Annotated in this window: 17 protein-coding genes; 4 read left to right on the forward strand and 13 right to left on the reverse strand. The window is 71.3% G+C overall.

Features of this window, described 5'->3' with window-relative positions:
• Window positions 1–16 precede the first annotated feature (16 nt).
• Window positions 17–1,561, reverse strand: coding sequence for a bifunctional phosphoribosylaminoimidazolecarboxamide formyltransferase/IMP cyclohydrolase (gene purH, locus ABD832_RS06320; RefSeq protein WP_344889727.1), 1,545 nt, complete (start codon window positions 1,559–1,561; stop codon window positions 17–19).
• Between the two features lie 46 nt (window positions 1,562–1,607).
• Window positions 1,608–2,228: a phosphoribosylglycinamide formyltransferase gene (purN, locus tag ABD832_RS06325; protein ID WP_344889729.1), complete on the reverse strand. Its 621-nt coding sequence runs from the start codon at window positions 2,226–2,228 to the stop codon at window positions 1,608–1,610.
• Between the two features lie 79 nt (window positions 2,229–2,307).
• On the opposite strand from purN, the gene ABD832_RS06330 reads away from it, so the two are divergent.
• On the forward strand, window positions 2,308–2,718 hold the full coding sequence (locus ABD832_RS06330) for a hypothetical protein (RefSeq protein ID WP_344889732.1): 411 nt from the start codon (window positions 2,308–2,310) through the stop codon (window positions 2,716–2,718).
• 157 nt (window positions 2,719–2,875) lie between these two features.
• Here the strand turns inward: ABD832_RS06330 and ABD832_RS06335 are convergent, their stop codons facing one another.
• From ABD832_RS06335 to icmB, 4 genes are all read right to left on the reverse strand, one after another.
• The gene (locus tag ABD832_RS06335) at window positions 2,876–4,537 is read right to left on the reverse strand and encodes a cell division protein PerM (protein ID WP_344889735.1); all 1,662 of its coding nucleotides are present in this window, start codon (window positions 4,535–4,537) and stop codon (window positions 2,876–2,878) included.
• A gap of 439 nt (window positions 4,538–4,976) precedes the next feature.
• Window positions 4,977–5,852 carry a succinate--CoA ligase subunit alpha gene (gene sucD, locus ABD832_RS06340; protein ID WP_344889737.1) on the reverse strand — a complete coding sequence of 292 codons (876 nt, stop codon included), beginning with the start codon at window positions 5,850–5,852 and terminating at the stop codon, window positions 4,977–4,979.
• Entirely contained in the window at window positions 5,852–7,033 is a 1,182-nt protein-coding gene (gene sucC, locus ABD832_RS06345; RefSeq protein ID WP_344889740.1) for an ADP-forming succinate--CoA ligase subunit beta, read from the reverse strand. Before sucC ends, sucD begins: the two co-directional genes overlap by 1 nt.
• A 364-nt stretch (window positions 7,034–7,397) precedes the next feature.
• The gene (gene icmB / locus ABD832_RS06350; protein WP_344889743.1) at window positions 7,398–7,805 is read right to left on the reverse strand and encodes a coenzyme B12-dependent isobutyryl CoA mutase small subunit; all 408 of its coding nucleotides are present in this window, start codon (window positions 7,803–7,805) and stop codon (window positions 7,398–7,400) included.
• Window positions 7,806–8,251: 446 nt separating this feature from the next.
• On the opposite strand from icmB, the gene ABD832_RS06355 reads away from it, so the two are divergent.
• Entirely contained in the window at window positions 8,252–9,121 is an 870-nt protein-coding gene (locus ABD832_RS06355) for a hypothetical protein (RefSeq protein ID WP_344889745.1), read from the forward strand.
• A 161-nt stretch (window positions 9,122–9,282) separates the two neighbouring features.
• Window positions 9,283–10,224: a hypothetical protein gene (locus ABD832_RS06360; protein ID WP_344889748.1), complete on the forward strand. Its 942-nt coding sequence runs from the start codon at window positions 9,283–9,285 to the stop codon at window positions 10,222–10,224.
• Between the two features lie 187 nt (window positions 10,225–10,411).
• Here the strand turns inward: ABD832_RS06360 and pcrA are convergent, their stop codons facing one another.
• Complete coding sequence (gene pcrA, locus ABD832_RS06365; protein WP_413224096.1) at window positions 10,412–12,673, reverse strand: DNA helicase PcrA; 2,262 nt, start codon at window positions 12,671–12,673, stop codon at window positions 10,412–10,414.
• 119 nt (window positions 12,674–12,792) lie between these two features.
• On the opposite strand from pcrA, the gene ABD832_RS06370 reads away from it, so the two are divergent.
• The gene (locus tag ABD832_RS06370; protein WP_344893354.1) at window positions 12,793–13,512 is read left to right on the forward strand and encodes a PIG-L deacetylase family protein; all 720 of its coding nucleotides are present in this window, start codon (window positions 12,793–12,795) and stop codon (window positions 13,510–13,512) included.
• A 127-nt stretch (window positions 13,513–13,639) separates the two neighbouring features.
• Here the strand turns inward: ABD832_RS06370 and ABD832_RS06375 are convergent, their stop codons facing one another.
• The 6 genes from ABD832_RS06375 to ABD832_RS06400 all read right to left on the reverse strand — a co-directional run bounded on the left by ABD832_RS06375 (window position 13,640) and on the right by ABD832_RS06400 (window position 18,804).
• A complete protein-coding gene (locus ABD832_RS06375; RefSeq protein ID WP_344889750.1) occupies window positions 13,640–14,674 on the reverse strand; it encodes a CPBP family intramembrane glutamic endopeptidase in 1,035 nt (344 codons plus the stop codon).
• Window positions 14,675–14,799: 125 nt separating this feature from the next.
• The gene (locus ABD832_RS06380) at window positions 14,800–15,063 is read right to left on the reverse strand and encodes a WhiB family transcriptional regulator (protein WP_344889753.1); all 264 of its coding nucleotides are present in this window, start codon (window positions 15,061–15,063) and stop codon (window positions 14,800–14,802) included.
• Between the two features lie 339 nt (window positions 15,064–15,402).
• Window positions 15,403–15,906, reverse strand: coding sequence for a hypothetical protein (locus tag ABD832_RS06385; protein WP_344889755.1), 504 nt, complete (start codon window positions 15,904–15,906; stop codon window positions 15,403–15,405).
• A 114-nt stretch (window positions 15,907–16,020) separates the two neighbouring features.
• The gene (locus ABD832_RS06390) at window positions 16,021–16,434 is read right to left on the reverse strand and encodes a hypothetical protein (RefSeq protein ID WP_344889756.1); all 414 of its coding nucleotides are present in this window, start codon (window positions 16,432–16,434) and stop codon (window positions 16,021–16,023) included.
• 282 nt (window positions 16,435–16,716) lie between these two features.
• Window positions 16,717–17,712, reverse strand: coding sequence for a helix-turn-helix domain-containing protein (locus ABD832_RS06395; RefSeq protein ID WP_344889759.1), 996 nt, complete (start codon window positions 17,710–17,712; stop codon window positions 16,717–16,719).
• Between the two features lie 243 nt (window positions 17,713–17,955).
• Window positions 17,956–18,804 (reverse strand): neutral zinc metallopeptidase, encoded by an 849-nt coding sequence (locus ABD832_RS06400; RefSeq protein WP_344889762.1) that lies wholly within the window; start codon window positions 18,802–18,804, stop codon window positions 17,956–17,958.
• Between the last annotated feature and the right edge of the window lie 9 nt (window positions 18,805–18,813).

The raw sequence follows: 18,813 nt of genomic DNA on the forward strand, positions 1-18,813 counted from the left end.
GTACCCCGGTGCGGGGTCAGTGGAAGAAGTGACGGGTACCGGTGAAGTAGAGGGTCACCCCGGCGGCCTCGGCCGCGGCGACGACCTCCTCGTCCCGGATCGAGCCGCCCGGCTCCACGATCGCCCTCACCCCGGCGTCGATGAGGATCTGCGGGCCGTCCGCGAAGGGGAAGAACGCGTCGGAGGCCGCCACGGCCCCCCGCGCGCGCTCCCCGGCCCGGGAGACCGCGAGCCGCGCCGAGTCGACCCGGTTGACCTGGCCCATGCCGACGCCGACACTGGCCCCGTCCGCGGCGAGCAGGATCGCGTTGGACTTCACCGAACGGCACGCCCTCCAGGCGAAGGCCAGGTCGGCGAGGACCTCGGGAGAGGCGGCCGACCCCGCCTTCAGCTCCCAGGCGGACGGGTCGTCCCCGGGCGCGTCGATCCGGTCGGCGGCCTGCACCAGCAGCCCGCCGTCGATCCGGCGGAACTCCGAGGGGTTGGACGGCCCGCCCGGGCAGGCGAGCAGCCGGATGTTCTTCTTGGCGGTGAGCGTCGCCAGCGCCTCCTCGGTGAAGGAGGGGGCCACCACGACCTCGGTGAACACCTCGGCGATCTGCGCGGCCAGCTCACCGTTCACCTCGGCGTTGACCGCGATCACGCCGCCGTACGCCGAGACCGGGTCGCAGGCGTGGGCCTTGCGGTGGGCCTCGGCGACGTCCGCGCCGACCGCGACGCCGCACGGGTTCTGGTGCTTGATGATCGCCACGGCGGGGCCGTCGAAGTCCCACGCCGCCCGCCAGGCCGCGTCGGCGTCCAGGTAGTTGTTGTAGGACATCTCCTTGCCGTGCAGCTGCTCGGCCGCGGCCAGGCCGTCCTTCTGGTCGGCGTACAGGGCCGCGCCCTGGTGCGGGTTCTCGCCGTAGCGCAGCGGCGAGCGCAGCTCCCAGGCGGCGCCCATGTAGCGCGGCCAGGCGCCCTCCTCGGCCGTGTACACCTCGGCGAACCAGGAGGCCACCGCGGTGTCGTAGGCGGCGGTGTGGGCGTACGCGGCGGCGGCCAGGCGGCGGCGGTCGGTGAGGGTGAAACCGCCCGCCTCGACCGCGGCGAGCACGTCGCCGTAGGAGGCCGGATCGACCACGACCGCTGCGGTGGCGTGGTTCTTGGCCCCGGCCCGGATCATCGCCGGACCGCCGATGTCGATCTGCTCGACGCACTCGGTGTCGGAGGCGCCGGAGTCGACGGTCTGCCGGAACGGGTAGAGGTTGACCACAACCAGCTCGAACGGCTCGATCTCCAGCTCTTCGAGCTGCTTGACGTGCGAGGGGTTGCCGCCGTCGGCGAGCAGGCCCGCGTGCACCCGCGGGTGCAGCGTCTTGACCCGGCCGTCGAGGCACTCGGGAAAGCCGGTCAGGGACTCGACGGGAGTGACGGGGACGCCGAAGGAGGCGATCCTCGCGGCGGTGCCCCCCGTGGAGACGATCTCCACACCCGCGGCGTCGAGGCCGCGGGCCAGTTCCTCCAGCCCGCTCTTGTCATACACCGCGATCAACGCGCGCCGGATGGCGATGCGGGTCACTTCGTGCTCCTCATGGTCGTTTCCGGGTCTCTCCCGGGGATCCGGCTCATTCGCCGGTGCGTCCGAGTCGGACGGTTCTGCCGGTCACGGTCCAGCCCTCGCGGGCCATCCGTCCGACGGTGTCGACGAGCAGGTCGCGCTCGACGGTCTTGATGCGTTCGTGCAGGGTGGCCTCGTCGTCGCCGTCCAGCACCGGCACGGCCTGCTGCGCGATGATCGGCCCGGTGTCGACGCCGGCGTCGGCGAGCATCACCGTGCAGCCGGTGACGCGCACGCCGTACGCGAGCGCGTCCCGCACGCCGTGCGCGCCCGGGAAGGAGGGCAGCAGCGCGGGATGGGTGTTCAGGACGGGGAAGGCCCGCAGGGTCGGCTCGCCGAGGATCTTCATGAAGCCCGCGCAGACCACCAGGTCGGGCCGGTGCCCGGCGATGCGCCCGGCCAGGGCCAGGTCCCACGCCCCGCGGTCCGGGTGGTCGGCCAGCCGCTCCACGAAGGTCGGCACCCCCGCCCGGCCGGCGCGGGCCAGCCCCTCGATCCCGTCGCGGTCGGCCCCCACCGCCACCACGCGGGCACCGTAGGTCTCGTCTGCCACGGCGTCCAGCAGGGCCTGTAGGTTGGTTCCAGAACCGGACACGAGGACCACAAGCCGAACGGCCTGGGATGACACCGACGCTCTCCATTCGGACGGGGACTCACGCCGCTGCAAGGGTATCGGCCTGTCCGTACGAACGATACAAGGAGGTCAGGTGACACTACCGGTCCAGGTGCGGCCCGCCGAGAGTGCCGGCCGCAGAGCGCTGTGGCTCGCCGTCGCAGCGGTGGTGATGACGCTGGTGCTCCCCCTGGCGGGGGTCGTGATGGCGCTCTTCGCCCTGGTCACCTCGGTACGCGCGATCGGGACGCTGCGTTCCGTGCGCAAGCCCGCCGGCATCGCCGTGGTGGGCGTCGTGCTGTCGGCCGGTGCGCTGGTGGTGTCGGTCGCGATGTCCGCGATGCAGTTCTACTTCAGCGACGAGCTGGCCGCCTACGCCGAGTGCGGCAGGGGCGCGGGCACGGTCGCGTCCCAGAACGAGTGCGTCGAGCAGCTCGAACGGGCCCTGGAGAAGAAGATGCCCTTCGTGCGGCCCGGTCAGATGCAGTTCCCCTTCCCGCCCTGAGAACCGTCCCTGAGAACCGTCCCGGACGGCCCCGCAGGAACCGTCCGGCGCCCTCGGGGACGTCGTGGGAAGCGGAAGGGGCCCCGGACGACCGCACCGCCCGCGTCCGTCGTCGGCCGCGGGTGGTGTCGTCCGGCGGCCCCGGGCGCGGGGTCGTTCAGTCGCGGTCCCAGGCGTAGGGGTCGACGTAGATGACGTGACCGCCCTTGTCGTCGGTCTCGTCGACGATGTCGCGCCGGGGCGGGCGCGGCGGGTCGGGGCGGCGGTTCGCGAGCGTGTCCTCCGCGGCGGCCGAGGCGTGCTCGTCCTCCCAGTCGTCCCGGATGACCGGGATCGGCTGGGTGTCGCACTCGGTGGCGTCCAGCCAGTGACCGGGAAGCCTGCGCAGCTCCTCGGGCTCGGCGAGACCGGCCTTGCCGGCCACCGACCCGGCGGCCCGCGCGAGCTTGACGCCGGCCTTGCGGACCGGCGCGGTGGCCGTGCCGACCTTGGCCGCCGCCTTGGTGACGGCCGTACCGTGCCCGCGGAAGAGCAGCCACCAGTTGGCCAGCCCGGCCGCGATCCCGGCCGCGACGCCCACCTCCAGCGTCACCGAGAGCATCACCTCCCAGGCCGCCGGGCCCACCTCGGAGAGCCGCGCGCCACCGAGCGAACCGCCCGAGAGCGCCGCCAGCAGGCCCGCCGCCGCCCCGGTGCCCAGCCCGCAGGCCAGCCCCCACAGCGGAGCCCCCTCGTAGGAGGAGGAGGGGGAGATCCGCACGACCAGCACGCCCGCCACGGCGCCGGCCACGAACGGCACCGCGACCACCGCCATCACCCAGGCCGGGGTCGGGCCCGCCTCCGGCAGCGCGCCCAGGATCGGCAGGCTCGGCACCGTGCCCAGCTGCACCCCGGTCGGCGCGACGAGCGTGCCGGTGCCGACCGCGAAGCCGGGACCGGCGATGTAGGCCATCGCCCAGATCACGGCGTTGAGCAGGTAGAGCCCCTGGATCAGCAGGAGCAGCAGCCCGCCCACGAATCCCGGGGCCAGGACGCCCGACAGCTCGCCGACCTGGCCGAAGTTGGCCACGGTGGCCCCGGTCACCAGGATCGCACCGGCCACGAGCATGATCGTCAACGCGGCCGACGTACCGGCCACGACCGAGCGCAGCCGCTCGGGCAGCAGGCGCAGCATGGACCGCCAGGGCCCGATCGTCCTGGCGACGGCCACCGAGCCCGCGATGAAGGCCAGCACGAGATGGCTGATCAGCACGTCGCCCAGGAAGGGCTGGGTGATCTCGTTCCTGGTGATCAGCGCGATGAGCCCGGCCAGCAGCGCGTACGGCGCCGCCAGCGAGATGCCCGCCTGGGCGACCAGGACCAGCTGGGCCCTGCGGCGCGCGTTGGACACCTCCCTGGGGGTGTTCTTGGGCAACCGGGCCGGAAGGCGGAGCCGCAGGTCCGCGTCGCGGGCCATCCACATCCCGGCGCGGTACAGCAGGAAGGCGGGCAGGATCGTCAGGCCCAGGGGGAGCAGTCCCACCGAGCCGCCCGGGATCGCGAAACCCGCGTGATGGGCGGCCAGCCAGAGCTGGGACGCGGTCCGGAACACCGCCGGCAGGCCGACTCCCAGCGCGCCGCGCGGAGCGGCGATCCAGCCGACCAGGGTGAGCGTGGTGAGCACCGCCAGTCCCACGCCGAGCGTCCAGGCGGCGGCGAGCATCCCGGAGACGGGAAGCGGCCGGCGGACGTCGTCGTCGTCACCGGTGAGGCCGGGCAGGGGGATACGGCTGAGGACGTTGCGGGGAGCCGTCCGTAGCTGATCGAAAAGGGCCGTCACAGTAGTCGATGGTCTCAGCATCTCCGGTGTGGAAGGGACTCCTGCGCCCCGCGTGTCGCGCACCGCCCCTCGGCGGGGACGTGTGGTATCCGGGACCGGGGCTGTGGCCGGGATCGTGGCCGTGGCCGTGCCGTGGCCGTGACCGGAGCCGGAGCCGGAGCCGGGACCGTGACGGCGACCGGGACCGTGGCCGGATCGGGGCCGTGGCCGGATCGGGGCCGTGGCCGGATCGGGGCCGTGGCCGGATCGGGGCCGGACGCGGAAGGGCGCCCGGCGAGATGCCGGACGCCCTTCGGTGGTACGCGATCCCCGCGCGGCGCCGCCGCGCGGTCCCTCGTGCGCTTCTCGTGCGCGCTTCTCGTGTGCTCCGACGCGCGGTTCTCGTGCGCTCCGGTACGCGGCTTTCGTGCGCTCCGGTGCGCGGTGCCCGCCGGTACGGCTAGAGCGCCTGGACAACCTCGCGCATCAGCCGCGCGGTCTCGCTCGGGGTCTTGCCGACGCGCACGCCGACCTTCTCCAGGGCGTCCTTCTTGGCCTGCGCGGTGCCGGCCGAGCCGGACACGATCGCGCCCGCGTGGCCCATGGTCTTGCCCTCCGGAGCGGTGAAGCCCGCCACGTAGGCGACGACCGGCTTGGTGACGTGCTGCTCGATGTAGGCGGCGGCCCGCTCCTCGGCGTCGCCGCCGATCTCGCCGATCATCACGATCGCGTCGGTGGCCGGGTCGTCCTGGAACGCCTGCAGCGCGTCGATGTGGGTGGTGCCGATGACCGGGTCACCGCCGATGCCGACCGCGGTGGAGAAGCCGATGTCGCGCAGCTCGTACATGAGCTGGTAGGTCAGCGTGCCCGACTTCGAGACCAGGCCGATACGGCCGGCGCTGGTGATGTCGGCCGGGATGATGCCCGCGTTGGAGGCGCCGGGCGAGGCGATGCCGGGACAGTTCGGCCCGATGATCCGGGTCTTGCCGCCCTTGGCGACCGCGTAGGCCCAGAACTCGGTGGTGTCGTGGATCGGGACACCCTCGGTGATCACCACGCAGAGACCGATCTCGGCGTCGATGGCCTCCTTGACGGCGTCCTTGGTGAACGCCGGGGGCACGAAGACGACCGACACGTCGGCGCCGGTCTCCTTCATGGCCTCGGCGACGGCGCCGAAGACGGGCAGGCCCTCGTGGACGGTGCCGGCCTTGCGGGCGTTGACCCCGCCGACGACGCGGGCACCCGAGGCGAGCATGCGCCGGGTGTGCTTGGTGCCCTCACCGCCGGTCATGCCCTGGACGATGATCTTGCTGTTTTCGGTCAGCCAGATGGCCATTACGCACCTACCGCGGCGAGTTCGGCGGCCCGCTTGGCCGCATCGTCCATCGTGTCCACCAGTTCGACGCCGGAGAGCTTGGCGTCGGAGAGAATCTGACGCCCGAGTTCGGCGTTGTTGCCGTCCAGCCGGACGACCAGCGGGCGGCTCACGCTCTCGCCGCGGGTCTCCAGCAGCTTGAAGGCGGAGACGATGCCGTTGGCGACCGCGTCGCAGGCGGTGATCCCGCCGAAGACGTTGACGAAGATCGACTTGACCGCGGGGTCGGAGATGATGATCTCCAGGCCGGCCGCCATCACCTCGGCCGAGGCGCCGCCGCCGATGTCGAGGAAGTTGGCGGGCTTGGGCTTGCCGGGGAACGCCTCGCCGGCGTAGGCGACGACGTCGAGGGTCGACATGACCAGGCCCGCGCCGTTGCCGATGATGCCGACGGAGCCGTCCAGCTTGACGTAGTTGAGGTCCTTGGCCTTGGCCGCGGCCTCCAGGGGGTCCTCGGCCGCCTTGTCCTCGAAGGCCTCGTGGTCCGTCTGGCGGAAGACCGCGTTGTCGTCGAGGGTGACCTTGCCGTCGAGGGCCTTCACCTGGCCGTCGGCGGACAGGATCATCGGGTTGACCTCGACGAGGGAGGCGTCCTCGTCGACGAAGGCGCACCAGAGCTTCTCGATGAGCTCGGCGGCACCGTCGAGCGCCGCCTCCGGCAGCCCACCGGCCTGGGCGATCTCGCGGGCCCTGGCCCGGTCGACGCCGTCCAGCGGGGAGATCGGGACCTTCGCCACCTTCTCCGGCGTGCTGTGCGCGACCTCTTCGATGTCCATGCCGCCCGCGGCGGAGCAGATGGCGAGGAACGTACGGTTGGCGCGGTCGAGCAGGAAGGAGAAGTAGTACTCCTCCGCGATCGCGCTGGCCTCCTCGATCAGGACCTTGTGGACCGTGTGGCCCTTGATGTCCATGCCGAGGATGTCGGTGGCCTTCCGCTCGGCGTCGGCCGCGTCGTCGGCGACCTTCACGCCACCGGCCTTGCCTCGACCACCGGTCTTGACCTGGGCCTTGACGACGACACGGCCGGTCAGCTGCTCGGCTGCCGCCCGTGCCTCCTCCACGGTGTGCGCGACGACGCCGCGCGGCACCGGGATGCCGTACTCCGCGAAGAGCTCCTTCGCCTGATGTTCGAACAGGTCCACGAGGGTCCGTCCTTGCTTGTCCGGCTGGTGTACAGATGTGAGCGGGCCGGCTCCACGATCCAAGGGGGAGCCCGGCGGTTTTGCGCCAATGAAGCCTAGCCCGCCTGATGACATGACCAGGCAACCGGGTCCATGATCGCCTGGCCGAATGTTGTTCGTGACCTCGCGGGGGGTGCGAGGGGCGCGAGAAACCGCCCGCGCCGGTCCGCCGGAGACGTCCGCGACGGCACGGCCGACCCCCGCGTCGATCTTCGCACCGATCTCCGCGCCGACCCTCGCGCCGGTCCGCTGGAGACGTCCGTGACGCCCCGGCGGGTCCGGCGGGTCCGCGCGCCGTCCGGCCCGGACGGGTCCGCGCCGGTCGTCAGACCGGCGAGGGGATCGCGCTCCGGACCCAGTCGACGATCTCCTGCGTGGTGGCGCCCGGCGTGAAGATGCGCGCGACCCCCATCTCCTGGAGCGCGGGCATGTCGGCCTCGGGGATGATCCCGCCGCCGAAGACCACGATGTCGCTCGCGTCGTTCTCCTTCAGCAGCTCCAGCACCCTGGCGAAGAGCGTCATGTGCGCGCCGGACAGGATGGACAGGCCGATCGCCGCGGCGTCCTCCTGGATCGCGGTGCGCACCACCTGCTCGGGCGTCTGGTGCAGGCCGGTGTAGACGACCTCCATCCCCGCGTCCCGCAGCGCGCGCGCCACGATCTTCACTCCCCTGTCGTGACCGTCCAGCCCCGGCTTGGCGATGACGACGCGGATCCTCGGCACGGCATCCATACAGACCTCCTTGTCTGCGCTCCCCCGCAACACGGGAGCTGTCGGCAGCGTAACCGGCCCCGTCCCGGTACGGTCCGGCGACCGGTTCGATTCTCCCTCCGGACCCTTCCCCGGCGCGCGCCACGGCCCGGCGCCGCCGCCTGCGGAATACCGCCGCTCTCCCGGTACGACGAACGCGCCGTGAATTCCCCGGAACGGCGAAAGAAAGCCGGGTCCCCTTCATGTCGGAAAAACGGGAAAACAACGTTCCGTGATCGCGCGGAAACAAGAATGCCCATCCCGGCACTCCGGACGGAATCCCTGAACGCGAAGAGGCGTCCTGCACGGAATATGCACGATTAATTCAAGACGAACGTCCGCATGCGCTATCTTTTCGTGATCTAGCACTGCGAGAGTGTGCAGACCCCTCGCCGTCAGGGTGCGGGGCACCATCAGGAGGACTTCCCTTGAAGCGATACATCGCCGGGCTGGCGTGCGCCGCAACGGCCGTGCTGGGCGTCCCGGCGCTGGCATCGACCGCGCACGCGCAGGTCGCCGATCCGGTCACCGCGCTGAAGAGCCAGTTCAAGAACGGACGCGGTGTCACCTACACCGACACCATCAAGATTCGCCGGCAGCAAAAGACCGAGGTCCTCGGCAAGCGCGTCGGTGAATTGCAGTTCGGCACCTCCGGGGTGATCGCGTCCGACCACACCACCACGCTGCGCATCAAGGAGGGCGACCTCGGACTCGGCCTTGAGTCGAACGACGAGGAAGGCAGCGCGGAGAGCAAGCGGTTCAACAAGCTGATGGCCGGGCTGGCCGAGCCCGAGCGGGTCGTCCGGATCGGGAACAAGGCCTACATCTCAGGCGGGGCGTTCAGCCGGTTCATGCCGACGGACAGGTCCTGGCTGCAGTATCCCGAGGACACGCACGGCGTGACCGGCTCGATGGGCCAGCCCGTCAACGCGGCCGAGCCCGCCACCCTCAAGGCCCTGCTCGCGCACGCCACGGTGAAGCAGACCTCCGCCTACGCGGGAAAGATCACTTACAGCGAGCTCCACAAGGTCTCGCCGTGGTTCCGGGCGGGGGTGGGGCAGAAGCTGCTCGAGCCCCTGGCCAAGATGAAGATCAATTGGAAGCTGTTCCTGGACGGCCGTGGACTTCCCGCCAGGCTGACGATCTCGAGCGGGGGCTCGACGATCACCACCGCCTACACCAACTGGGGTGCCCCGGTCGCGATCACCGCTCCGCCGGCCGACCAGATCGCCACCGTCAAGGACGTCCAGGCGGGCTTCGAGGCCGTCGAGACCATCCCCCTGCTCAGCGGCAAGTGAGCTCCCTCGCCCCCGGCAGGTGTCACCTGCCGGGGGCGGGGCCGTCCGGGCGTCCGATTCCGCGATCGATCGCCGATTCTTGATCCGTTGTTTCGCCGTATAGGCAAGAATCTTTTCCTCCTCCGCGACGACGCGCGGACACCTACGGGAGGATCCCCTCGATGAGGCGAACGCTCGCCGCCCTGACCGGCGCCACCCTGGCAGCCCTGATCGCTCCCCTGCCCGCCCTCCCCGCTCCGGCCGAAGCCGCCAGCGGACCGGCCTCCCTGACCCCGGCGGCCGATCGGCGGGTCTCGGCGGCCGACCCGGTCTCGGCGCTCACCCGCCGGTTCAAGGCCCACCGGGGCGTGAGGCTCGCCGAGAACACGAAGATCATCGGTGAGGGGAAGAAGTACCGGACGATCTTCACCCGGCGATCCGGTGTGCTGGAGTTCGGCGGAAAGGGCCTGGTCGCCTCGGACCTGACCACCCGGTTCACCGTTCCCACCAAGGGCGAGGACGGGCTCGCGGGCGTGTTCGCCCCCTCGCGGACCATCTCGGTGAAGGGCACCGCGTACACCTCGGGCGGCATCTACGCCGACTCGATGCCCGAGGGCAAGAAGTGGCTGCGCACGCCCGGCGACACCGGTTCCCTGGTCAGCGCCGTCCAGCAGATCATCAGCACCGTCGAGCCGGGCACGCTGCGGGCGACCCTGGCCCGCACCGCCGCCAGGCGTCCGGGAGGCACCTGGGACGGCACCCGGACCACGGTCCACTCGGGCACGATCACGCTGGGCGAGCTCTTCGGGGTATCCCCCTCGGTGCGGGCGATGCTCGGCACGAAGCCCACCGGCAGGTCCGCCACCCTCCCGGTGAGCTGGAAGATCTACCTCGGCTCCGACCTGCTGGTCCGCCGGGTCGTGTCGTCGTACACGGAGTCGACCCGGGGCCTGAACAGCACCGAGCTGACCTACGTCAACGACACCCGCTACACCGGCTGGGGCACCAAGGTCACGATCAAGGCGCCGCCCGCCGACCAGGTGGCCGAATTCGACGAGCTCACCGTCGGCGCCGACGATGCCCGGGGGGCCCAGGACCCGGTCCGGGGGTTCTTCGAGAACTGACCGGGTCGGTCCGGCCCGCGCCACGGTTCCGGGGAGCGGCACCGGTCGCTCCCCGGACGCCCGGGGACGGGACCCGCTTCCCGGACGCCCCCGTTGTGATCCGCCTCCCGGCCGCCCCCGGAGCGACCCGGGGCGGATCCGGGGCGACCCGGATGGCCCCGCTCCCCGGCCTCGCTCGCGGCAGGACTCAGAGCTTCTCCAGCGGCGCGTACGCCAGCAGCAGGGTCTTCTCCCCGCCACCACCGAAGTCGATCTTTACCTTGGTCTTCTCGGCGACGCCGTCCACGGACACGACCGTGCCCAGGCCGAACGCGTCGTGGGTGACCCGGTCCCCCGGGGTGAGGTTCGGGATCGTCCTGCCGCCGGGCCTGCGGGCCGGGGCGGGCCGGGACTCGCGGCGGGTGGCGGCGCCCCAGGCGTTCTTCTCCGGGTCGCTGCGCCAGTCGACCAGCTCGGCCGGGATCTCCGAGACGAAACGGGAGGCCGGGTTGAACGCGGGCGAGCCCCAGGAGCTGCGGACGGCCGCCCGGGAGAGGTAGAGGCGCCGCTCGGCCCGGGTGATGCCGACGTAGGCCAGGCGGCGCTCCTCCTCCAGCTCCTTGGGCTCGCCGAGCGAGCGGGTGTGCGGGAAGACGCCGTCCTCCATGCCGGTGAGGAACACCACCGGGAACTCCAGGCCCTTGGCGGTGTGCAGCGTCATCAGCGTCACCACCCCCTGGCCCCCGTCGGCCGCCGGGATCTGGTCGGCATCGGCCACCAGGGAGACCTGCTCCAGGAACTCCACCAGCGTGCCCTCGGGGTTGGCCTCCTCGAACTCCGAGGCGACCGAGATCATCTCGTCCAGGTTCTCCAGGCGGCTCTCGTCCTGCGGGTCGGTGGAGGCGGTGAGCTCCAGGCGGTAGCCGGTGCTCACCAGCACCTCCTGGGCCAGCTCCGAGGGCGACAGCGCGTCGGCCTTCACCATGAGCTCGTCCATCAGCGCGACGAAGTCCTTGATCGCCTTGAGCGAGCGGGTGGCCATGCCCGGCGCCTCGTCCGCCCGGCGCAGCCCCTCCCAGTAGGGGATGCGTTCCCTGGTCGCGAACGCCTCGACCATCGCCTCGGCGCGCTCGCCGATGCCGCGCTTGGGCACGTTGAGGATGCGGCGCAGCGAGACCACGTCGTTCGGGTTGGACAGGAACCGCAGGTAGGCCAGCAGGTCGCGGACCTCCTTGCGCTCGTAGAAGCGCACCCCGCCCACGACCTTGTACGGCAGGCCGGTCCGGATGAAGATCTCCTCGAACACCCGGGAGGCGGCGTTGGTCCGGTAGAACACCGCGACCTGGCCCGGCACCAGGTCCTCCTCGTCGGTGAGCCGGTCGACCTCCTGGGCGACGAACATGGCCTCGTCGTGCTCGTTGTCGGCCACGTACCCGATGATCTTCGGCCCGGCGCCCTGGTCGGACCAGAGGTTCTTGGGCTTGCGGCTCTGGTTGCGCGAGATCACCGCGTTGGCCGCGGACAGGATCGTCTGGGTGGAGCGGTAGTTCTGCTCCAGCAGGATCGTCCTGGCCTCGGGGTAGTCGCGCTCGAACTCCAGGATGTTGCGGATCGTCGCGCCCCGGAAGGCGTAGATCGACTGGTCGGCGTCGCCCACCACGCACAGCTCGGCCGGGGGCAGGTCGCCGCCGCCCTCCCTGACCGGCTCCCCGTCCGCGGTGAGCGGCTCGGCCCGGCCGGTGAGCTCGCGGATCAGCGTGTACTGCGCGTGGTTGGTGTCCTGGTACTCGTCGACCATGATGTGACGCCAGCGGCGCCGGTAGTGCTCGGCCACGTCGGGGAAGATCTGGAACAGCGTCACGGTCAGCATGATGAGGTCGTCGAAGTCCATCGCCCCGGCCTCGGTGAGCCGCTGCTGGTAGTTCCGGTACGCCTCGGCGAGCTTGCGCTCCAGGTGGGTGGACGCCTGCCCGGACGCCGTCTCGTAGTCGATCAGCTCGTTCTTGAAGTTGCTCACCTGGGCGGAGAACGACCTGGGCGGGTAGCGCTTGGGGTCGAGGTCCATCTCCCGGCAGACCATCGCCATCAGGCGCTGGGAGTCGGCCTGGTCGTAGATGGAGAAGCCACTGGGGAAGCCCAGGCGCTTGGCCTCGCGGCGCAGGATCCGCACGCAGGCGCTGTGGAAGGTCATCACCCACATCGCCGCCGAGCGCGGGCCGATGAGCCGGTCGACCCGGTCCTTCATCTCCCGCGCGGCCTTGTTGGTGAAGGTGATCGCCAGGATCTCCTGCGGGTGCACGCCGCGCTCGCCCAGCAGGTAGGCGATGCGGTGGGTCAGCACCCGGGTCTTGCCCGACCCCGCGCCCGCGACGATGAGCAGGGGGCTGCCGTGGTGCACGACGGCCTCGCGCTGCTGGGGATTGAGCCCGTCGAGCAACGGGTGGGTCAGGGAAGAGGCTGGGATCGACACGCCACCTAGGTTAGAGCGACCGGCCGACAACCGGGTCCGCCGACCGCAAGGAATGCGGACGGACTCCCCGGCGGTTGTGCTGATCGAGTGGTACGCGAAAGCGACGGAAAGGCGTTCCCATCGTGTCCGAGGACCAGATCGACCGCGTGCTGGTGGTCACCGCGCACCCGGACGACGTCGACTTCGCCGCCGCGGGCGCGATCGCGCAGTTCACCGACCGGGGCGTCGAGGTGACGTACTGCGTGGTCACCGACGGTGACGCGGGCGGTTTCGACCGCGAGCTGGACAACGGCGGCATGGCCGAGCTGCGCCGGACCGAGCAGACGGACGCCGCCAAGGTGGTCGGCGTGACCGATCTCCGCTTCCTCGGCTACCGCGACGGGACCGTGGTGCAGAGCCTGGACCTGCGGCGCGACATCACCCGGGTCATCCGCCAGGTCAGGCCGGACCTGGTGATCACCCACAGCCCGGAACGCAACCACCGGTTCATCGCCCCCAGCCATCCCGACCACCGCGCGGTCGGCGGCTGCACGCTGGACGCCGTCTACCCCGACGCGCGCAACCCCTACGCCTTCCCCGAGCTGCTGCGCGACGAGGGGCTTCAGGCGTGGACCGTCCGCGAGGTCTGGCTGAACGGCGGCCCGGCGCCCGACCACCACGTGGACGTCACCGGCACCTTCGACCGCAAGCTCGCCGCGCTGCGCTCGCACGTCAGCCAGGTCGGGCACCAGAACGACTTCGAGGCGTCCCTGCGGGGCCACTTCTCCCGGATCGCCGTCGAGGCGGGGTTCGGCGAGGGCCGCTACATCGAGTCCTTCCAGCGCGTCTCCACCGCCTGATCCTTTCCTTCCAGAGGGTCTCCATCGCCCGCTCCTCTCCTTTCAGCGCGCCTCCACCGCCTGGGTCCTCTCCCGCGCAGGTCGGGTCCCCTCGTGTGCGCAGGGGGCCGCCTGCGGCAGGAGCCCGCTACGAGGCGGGGTCCGCCTCCGGCGGGGCCAGGCGGGCGAAGAGGTAGCCCAGGGAGTTGGTCGCCACGTGGAGCATCGCGGGCGCGGCCAGACCACCCCTCCTGCGCAGCTCGGTGAAGAGCACCCCGGCGAGCCCGGTCGCGACCACCGAACCGGCCACGACGCGCGCCACCTGCCGGACGGACGCCTGCCCGGCGACGGGCCCGGCGGAGGTCGTCCCCGGGGAGGCGGGCGCCGTCGCGCTCCCGGAAGCCGTCCCCACCGGGACCGGCCCGGAGACGCCCCCGGAGACCGACCCGGGGACGGTCCCGGAGACGGTCCCGGAGACGGACGCTGAGAGGGGCCCGGACGCGGCGGCCTCGTCGGGGGTGCCGGAGGCCAGGCCGCTCAGGGCGGGGTTGGCGGCCATCATGTCGATGGCGGGCAGGACGTGCCAGAGGCCGAACAGGGCCGAGGAGACCGCGGTCGCCGTACCGTGGCCGTGGGAGCGGGCGACGAGGGCGTGCATCACCCCGCGGAAGCCCACCTCCTCCAGCAGGACCGTGCCGATCGGCACCTGGAGCAGGGCCTCCTCCAGCGCGCGGGCACGGGAGAGCGACAGGGCCCGCTCGTCGCGGAAGAAACGGCGGGTGGCCGGGATCGCGATGCCCACGGCGTAGGAGCCGGCCACCGCGGAGGCGAGCGCCCCGCCGATCCTCAGGCCGCGCGCTCGCTCGTGGAACCCCATCTCGGCCCAGGAGATCCCGGAACGGCGGGCCATCACGAGCAGCGCGCCGACGGCCGTGGCCGAGGTCAGCGGTGCCAGCCTGGGGGCCAGCCGGTTGTTGAGCACGTTGGCCGCCACCAGCACGGCCACCGCCCCGGCCTGGACGGCGGCTCCCGAGCGGCCCCGCGCCGGACCGGCGACCCCACGGTTCCCCCGCGCCCTGGCGGCGACTTCGGGGTGACCCCGTGCCGGGCCGGCGGGCGGGAATCCGGTCCGCGCCACATCGGCGGCCTGCCACGGTCCGTTCCGTGCCGGGTCGTGTTCCATGATCAGACTCCTCGGGACGTCGTCCCGCGTCCCGCGTGCCGGGACGCGCCGGGAGCCGTCGACCCGGGACGCCTTACGGCCCGCCCGCGCCTCTCGGATCCGATTCGAGGCTACGCGAGCGATGTTCAGCTCGCGGCGGCCCGGCGCCGGTCGTCGGAAAAGCGCAGCCCGCGGCGTTCCCTCACGGTCAGGCCGCCCCAGATCCCCTCCGGTTCGGCCGCCCGCACCGCGTAGGCCCGGCACTCCTGGAGCACCGGGCACCGCTCGCAGACCGCCTTCGCCCACGCCTCGTGCCGGGCCGACTCCGCCGGCGGGAAGAACAGCTCGGGGTCACTCGTACGGCAGGCGCCCCGCACGGCCCGGTCGATCTCCCGGACCGTCTTCCGCATGACATCACCCCCTTGTCGACGCGCCGGCCCTCAGACCAAGGCGTGTCCGATGAACGATCTCGGTGATGCGGTCGGATGATTCCTCATGGTGCGACGAGGTGGGCCGACCGACGAGGCCCGGCAGCGGATCGAGTCCCTCCTCGGCATCGGCTCCACCATCGCCCGGGCCCGCCCCTCCGCACCCGGCCGGACCGGCCGGTGGCCGGCAAGGGTCACTCCTCCCGGAGGATCCGCATGCATCCGCCGCGTCGTCGATCACTTCTGCGGCACGCCGCGCCCCCGCGGTCGGCGTGTCCGCTCGTCATCGGGAAGGTCCGGCGGGGCCCGTGGACCGGCTGGTCACCACGCGCCTGCGCCGCACTTGACGGTGCCGCCGAGGGTGGCGTTAACGACGCACACCCGTGAGCCGGCGTCCGTGCCGTTCCAGTGCCAGCCGGTCTTGGTGACGTAGCCGATGCCGACCAGGCGGGTGTCCGAGACCGGTGTCCAGTCATAGCCACCCGCGCCCAGGCGCTTGCGCTCCAGGATCATGTAGCACTCGTTGCCCCAGGACTGGGCCAGCGCCTGCACGTAACCGTCGGTGGTCCTGCGGTTCAGCCATCCCTTGCAGTTCCCCACCTCGACATCCTTGCCGGGGATGTACTCCGCGGCCTGGACACCGGCCTCGCCCGACGAGCCGGCGTCGAAGGCGGAGTCGACGCTCGACGGGCCGGGATCGGCCTGGGTGATTCCGGCGGTCGCCGGGTCCGGGTCCGCCTGGGCCGGACCGGCCAGGCCCAGCGTGGCGACGAGGATCGCCGTCGTGACGGCCGACACTCGCCGCACCTCTCCTCTGGCGTTCATGTTCTTCTCCTTTTCCTGTTCTGGTGCGTGACTTCCTGTTCTGGTGCGTGACGTCCGGTCACCACGGTGGTCTCGACGGATCGGCCGGGCGGGTGCCGGTCATGCGGCGAGCGCCTACCACTTGGCCAGGGTCCACCCGGACGCGTCACCGGCGTGGCTCTCGACGAAACCCTTCGTTCCGGCGTTCGTCCCGTTCCAGTGCCATCCCGTGTACGCGGTGGTGAATCGGCCGACGACCCTTTCGGCACCGAGAGCCGTCCAGTCGTAGCGGACGCTGCCGTCGTCGTTGTAGCGCTTGCGGTACAGCTCGCTGGTGCAGCCCGCCGCGACCTCCTCGTTGTCGTTCACGGTCTTGAGCCGTACGTAGCCGTCGGAGGTGCGATATTGCAGGTAGATCGTGCAGCCACCGACACCCACCCCCGAATAGGTGACGATCGTGTCGGCGTTGGCGGTCGTGGCGCCGATGGGGGCGAGCAGCAGCGCGACGCCGCATACGAGTGCCGCGTTGCGAATCGTGCGGTGGAGCATTCCATGCCTCCTGGGTTCGGGATCACGAAGCGGGTGTGTCGGTGCCGGAGCGAGGGGAATCGCCCGGCGAACACGGCGAACACGGCGGCCGGGCGTTCGCCCGCACCGCCCTTTCCGGATGGCGGGCCCGTCGACGGTGCGTCGTCGGGCGGTACGGAGCCGGTCGGCGCCGTTACGAGTGATCCGCCCGCGGAGGTGTTCGTTCCGATGAGCCGGAGATGCGAACGGTGTTCTGGTACGACCCCGATTCTGAGGTGGTACGAGAAGAAAGTCGTTGATTCCTCAGGCCGGGTTCGTTGTTCTTGCGGGCCCGGCGGAACGGAGTGCGGCATGCCGGTGCTCGGTCGGTGTCATGCCGTAGCGGGCACGGAACGCGCGGGTGAAGGAGGGGGCGTCGGCGAACCCCCAGCGGCATGCGATGACGTGTACGGCCTCTGATCGCAGGTTCGGGTCGGCCAGGTCGCGGTGACACCGGGCCAGGCGGCGCTGTCGTACCCAGGCGGCCACGGGCAGATCCTGATCCTGGAAAAGCCGGTTCAGCTGGCGACGGGAGATGCCGTGCGCCTCCGCGATCGTCTGCGGTGTCAGACCCGGGTCGCCGAGGTTGCGGAGGACGAACGCCCGCACCTGCAGGAGCAACCCGTGGTGACGTGTCTCGGGGGGCATCGGCACATCGCCCGCCAGGTGATCCAGAAGGACGGAGAGCAGGTCGAGCAGCGCACCGCTGAGCCTGATCCCGCCCTCCGTCCCGGCGGTCGACGGAAGAGCCGCGTGAGCTATCGAACGGCGGAGGATGTCACCGAGACCGTCGCTGTCGCCGATGTTGCTCCCCAGGAGCGGCCCGATCTTGTTCGGCGGAAGCGGAAGGAGCGTTTTCGGGATCGCGACCAGGACCTTCCGGGCCCAGAGCGTAGGGGTGATCATGTGGGCGCTGAAAGGGGTCGAGGAGTCGTACATGACGAGGTCTCCCGCGCTCAGGCCCACCTCCCTGTCGGCGTAGGTCAGCCCCAGGGTTCCTCGTCGCACCAGTGCGAGAAAGTACATGTCGGGGTCACCGCGGCGGATCAGACTCGAGGATCGTGTGGAGGTCAGGGCCGAACAGGTGACCGTACTGACCTGCACCGGCCCATGCGCCCGCAGCCGCATCGACGCATGAAAATCCTCTCGGTGCTCGGACTCGATCGTGGCCGGGAGCAACGCCGAGGCGGCCAGCTCACGCCAGATGGGAAGCCGCTCGGATACGGGAAGAGCGCCGCTGTCGAAGACCAGATCCGTCAATGCGAGCCTGCCTGTCCTCCGGATCGTGCCCCCGGAATCAGGAAGTTTCGATCAGAGTACAAGAACGCCTCACCGGTCATCGGCCGCGGGCGGCAGGGGCTCGGTCCGTCGCCGGGCATCGTCGGCCCGTGAACGACCACCCGGCCGCATCCACCGAGATCATCTGTCGGACAGGTCTCAGGCGGGGCGTGACGCCGGGACATCGGTCTTCGGGGAACGGCCGGGCACCCACCACGAGGTGTCTCAGCAGGCGGAGGTCCCCCGGTCGTAGCCCTTGGCGAACATCGTCTGGCGCTGCTGGGCCGTGCCGTGGGCGTCCGGGCGCAGCCAGTCGTCGGTGGGGTCGCCCGCGGCGGCCAGGTTGACCAGGAGCTCGTCCTCGTCCCCGGGCTCGGTCTGCAGCGAACCGCCCTTGACCAGGGCCCCCAGCGTCCCCCCGGCGAAGCAGTCGGCCTGGAGCTCCCGCTCGACGTTGAGCCGGAAGGCGGTGTTCAGCTGGATCTGCACGGCGTGCCCGAACTCGTGCGGGATGATCACGTACACCGAGCCGTCGCCCATCTGACGGTAGAGCTCGCGCATCCAGTTCTCGTCATAGGCGATGAAGTGCCCGGCCGGGCAGTAGAAGGCGTTGTTCGGCACGGCCTGCTGGTCGCCGCAGGCGGGGCCGTTGTCCCCCTGGTAGGCGATGAAGTCGGTGACCGGCCGGTAGGTCAGGCCGGACGCGGCGAACGTCTGCTTCCAGTAGGCCTCGGTGAGCTCCCTGGCCAGCTCGACGTCCGAGGTGAACGTCTGGCCTCGCGCCTCGGCCGTGGCCATGCCCCCGTCGCCCCCGCCGCCCTCGACCGGATCACCCTGTCCGCTCCCGCCCCCGACGACGACCCCGCAGGCGGTGAGGGCCGCCGTCACGAGCACCAGAACAAGGAGGAGCGCTCTTCTCATACCCCCATCGTGACCGAAGCCGTCTCCCCGCGCGAAGGGGACCCCCCGCCCCCGCGGCGTCTCCCAGGTACGGCCTCTGTCGGGCACGGTGCGTCTCAGAAGTACGGCGTCCCCGGGGTACGGCGCTCCGGGGGCACGGCCTTCCGGAGGCACGGTGGTCCA

This window comes from Streptosporangium longisporum, from assembly GCF_039534895.1.
Classification (GTDB): domain Bacteria; phylum Actinomycetota; class Actinomycetes; order Streptosporangiales; family Streptosporangiaceae; genus Streptosporangium; species Streptosporangium longisporum.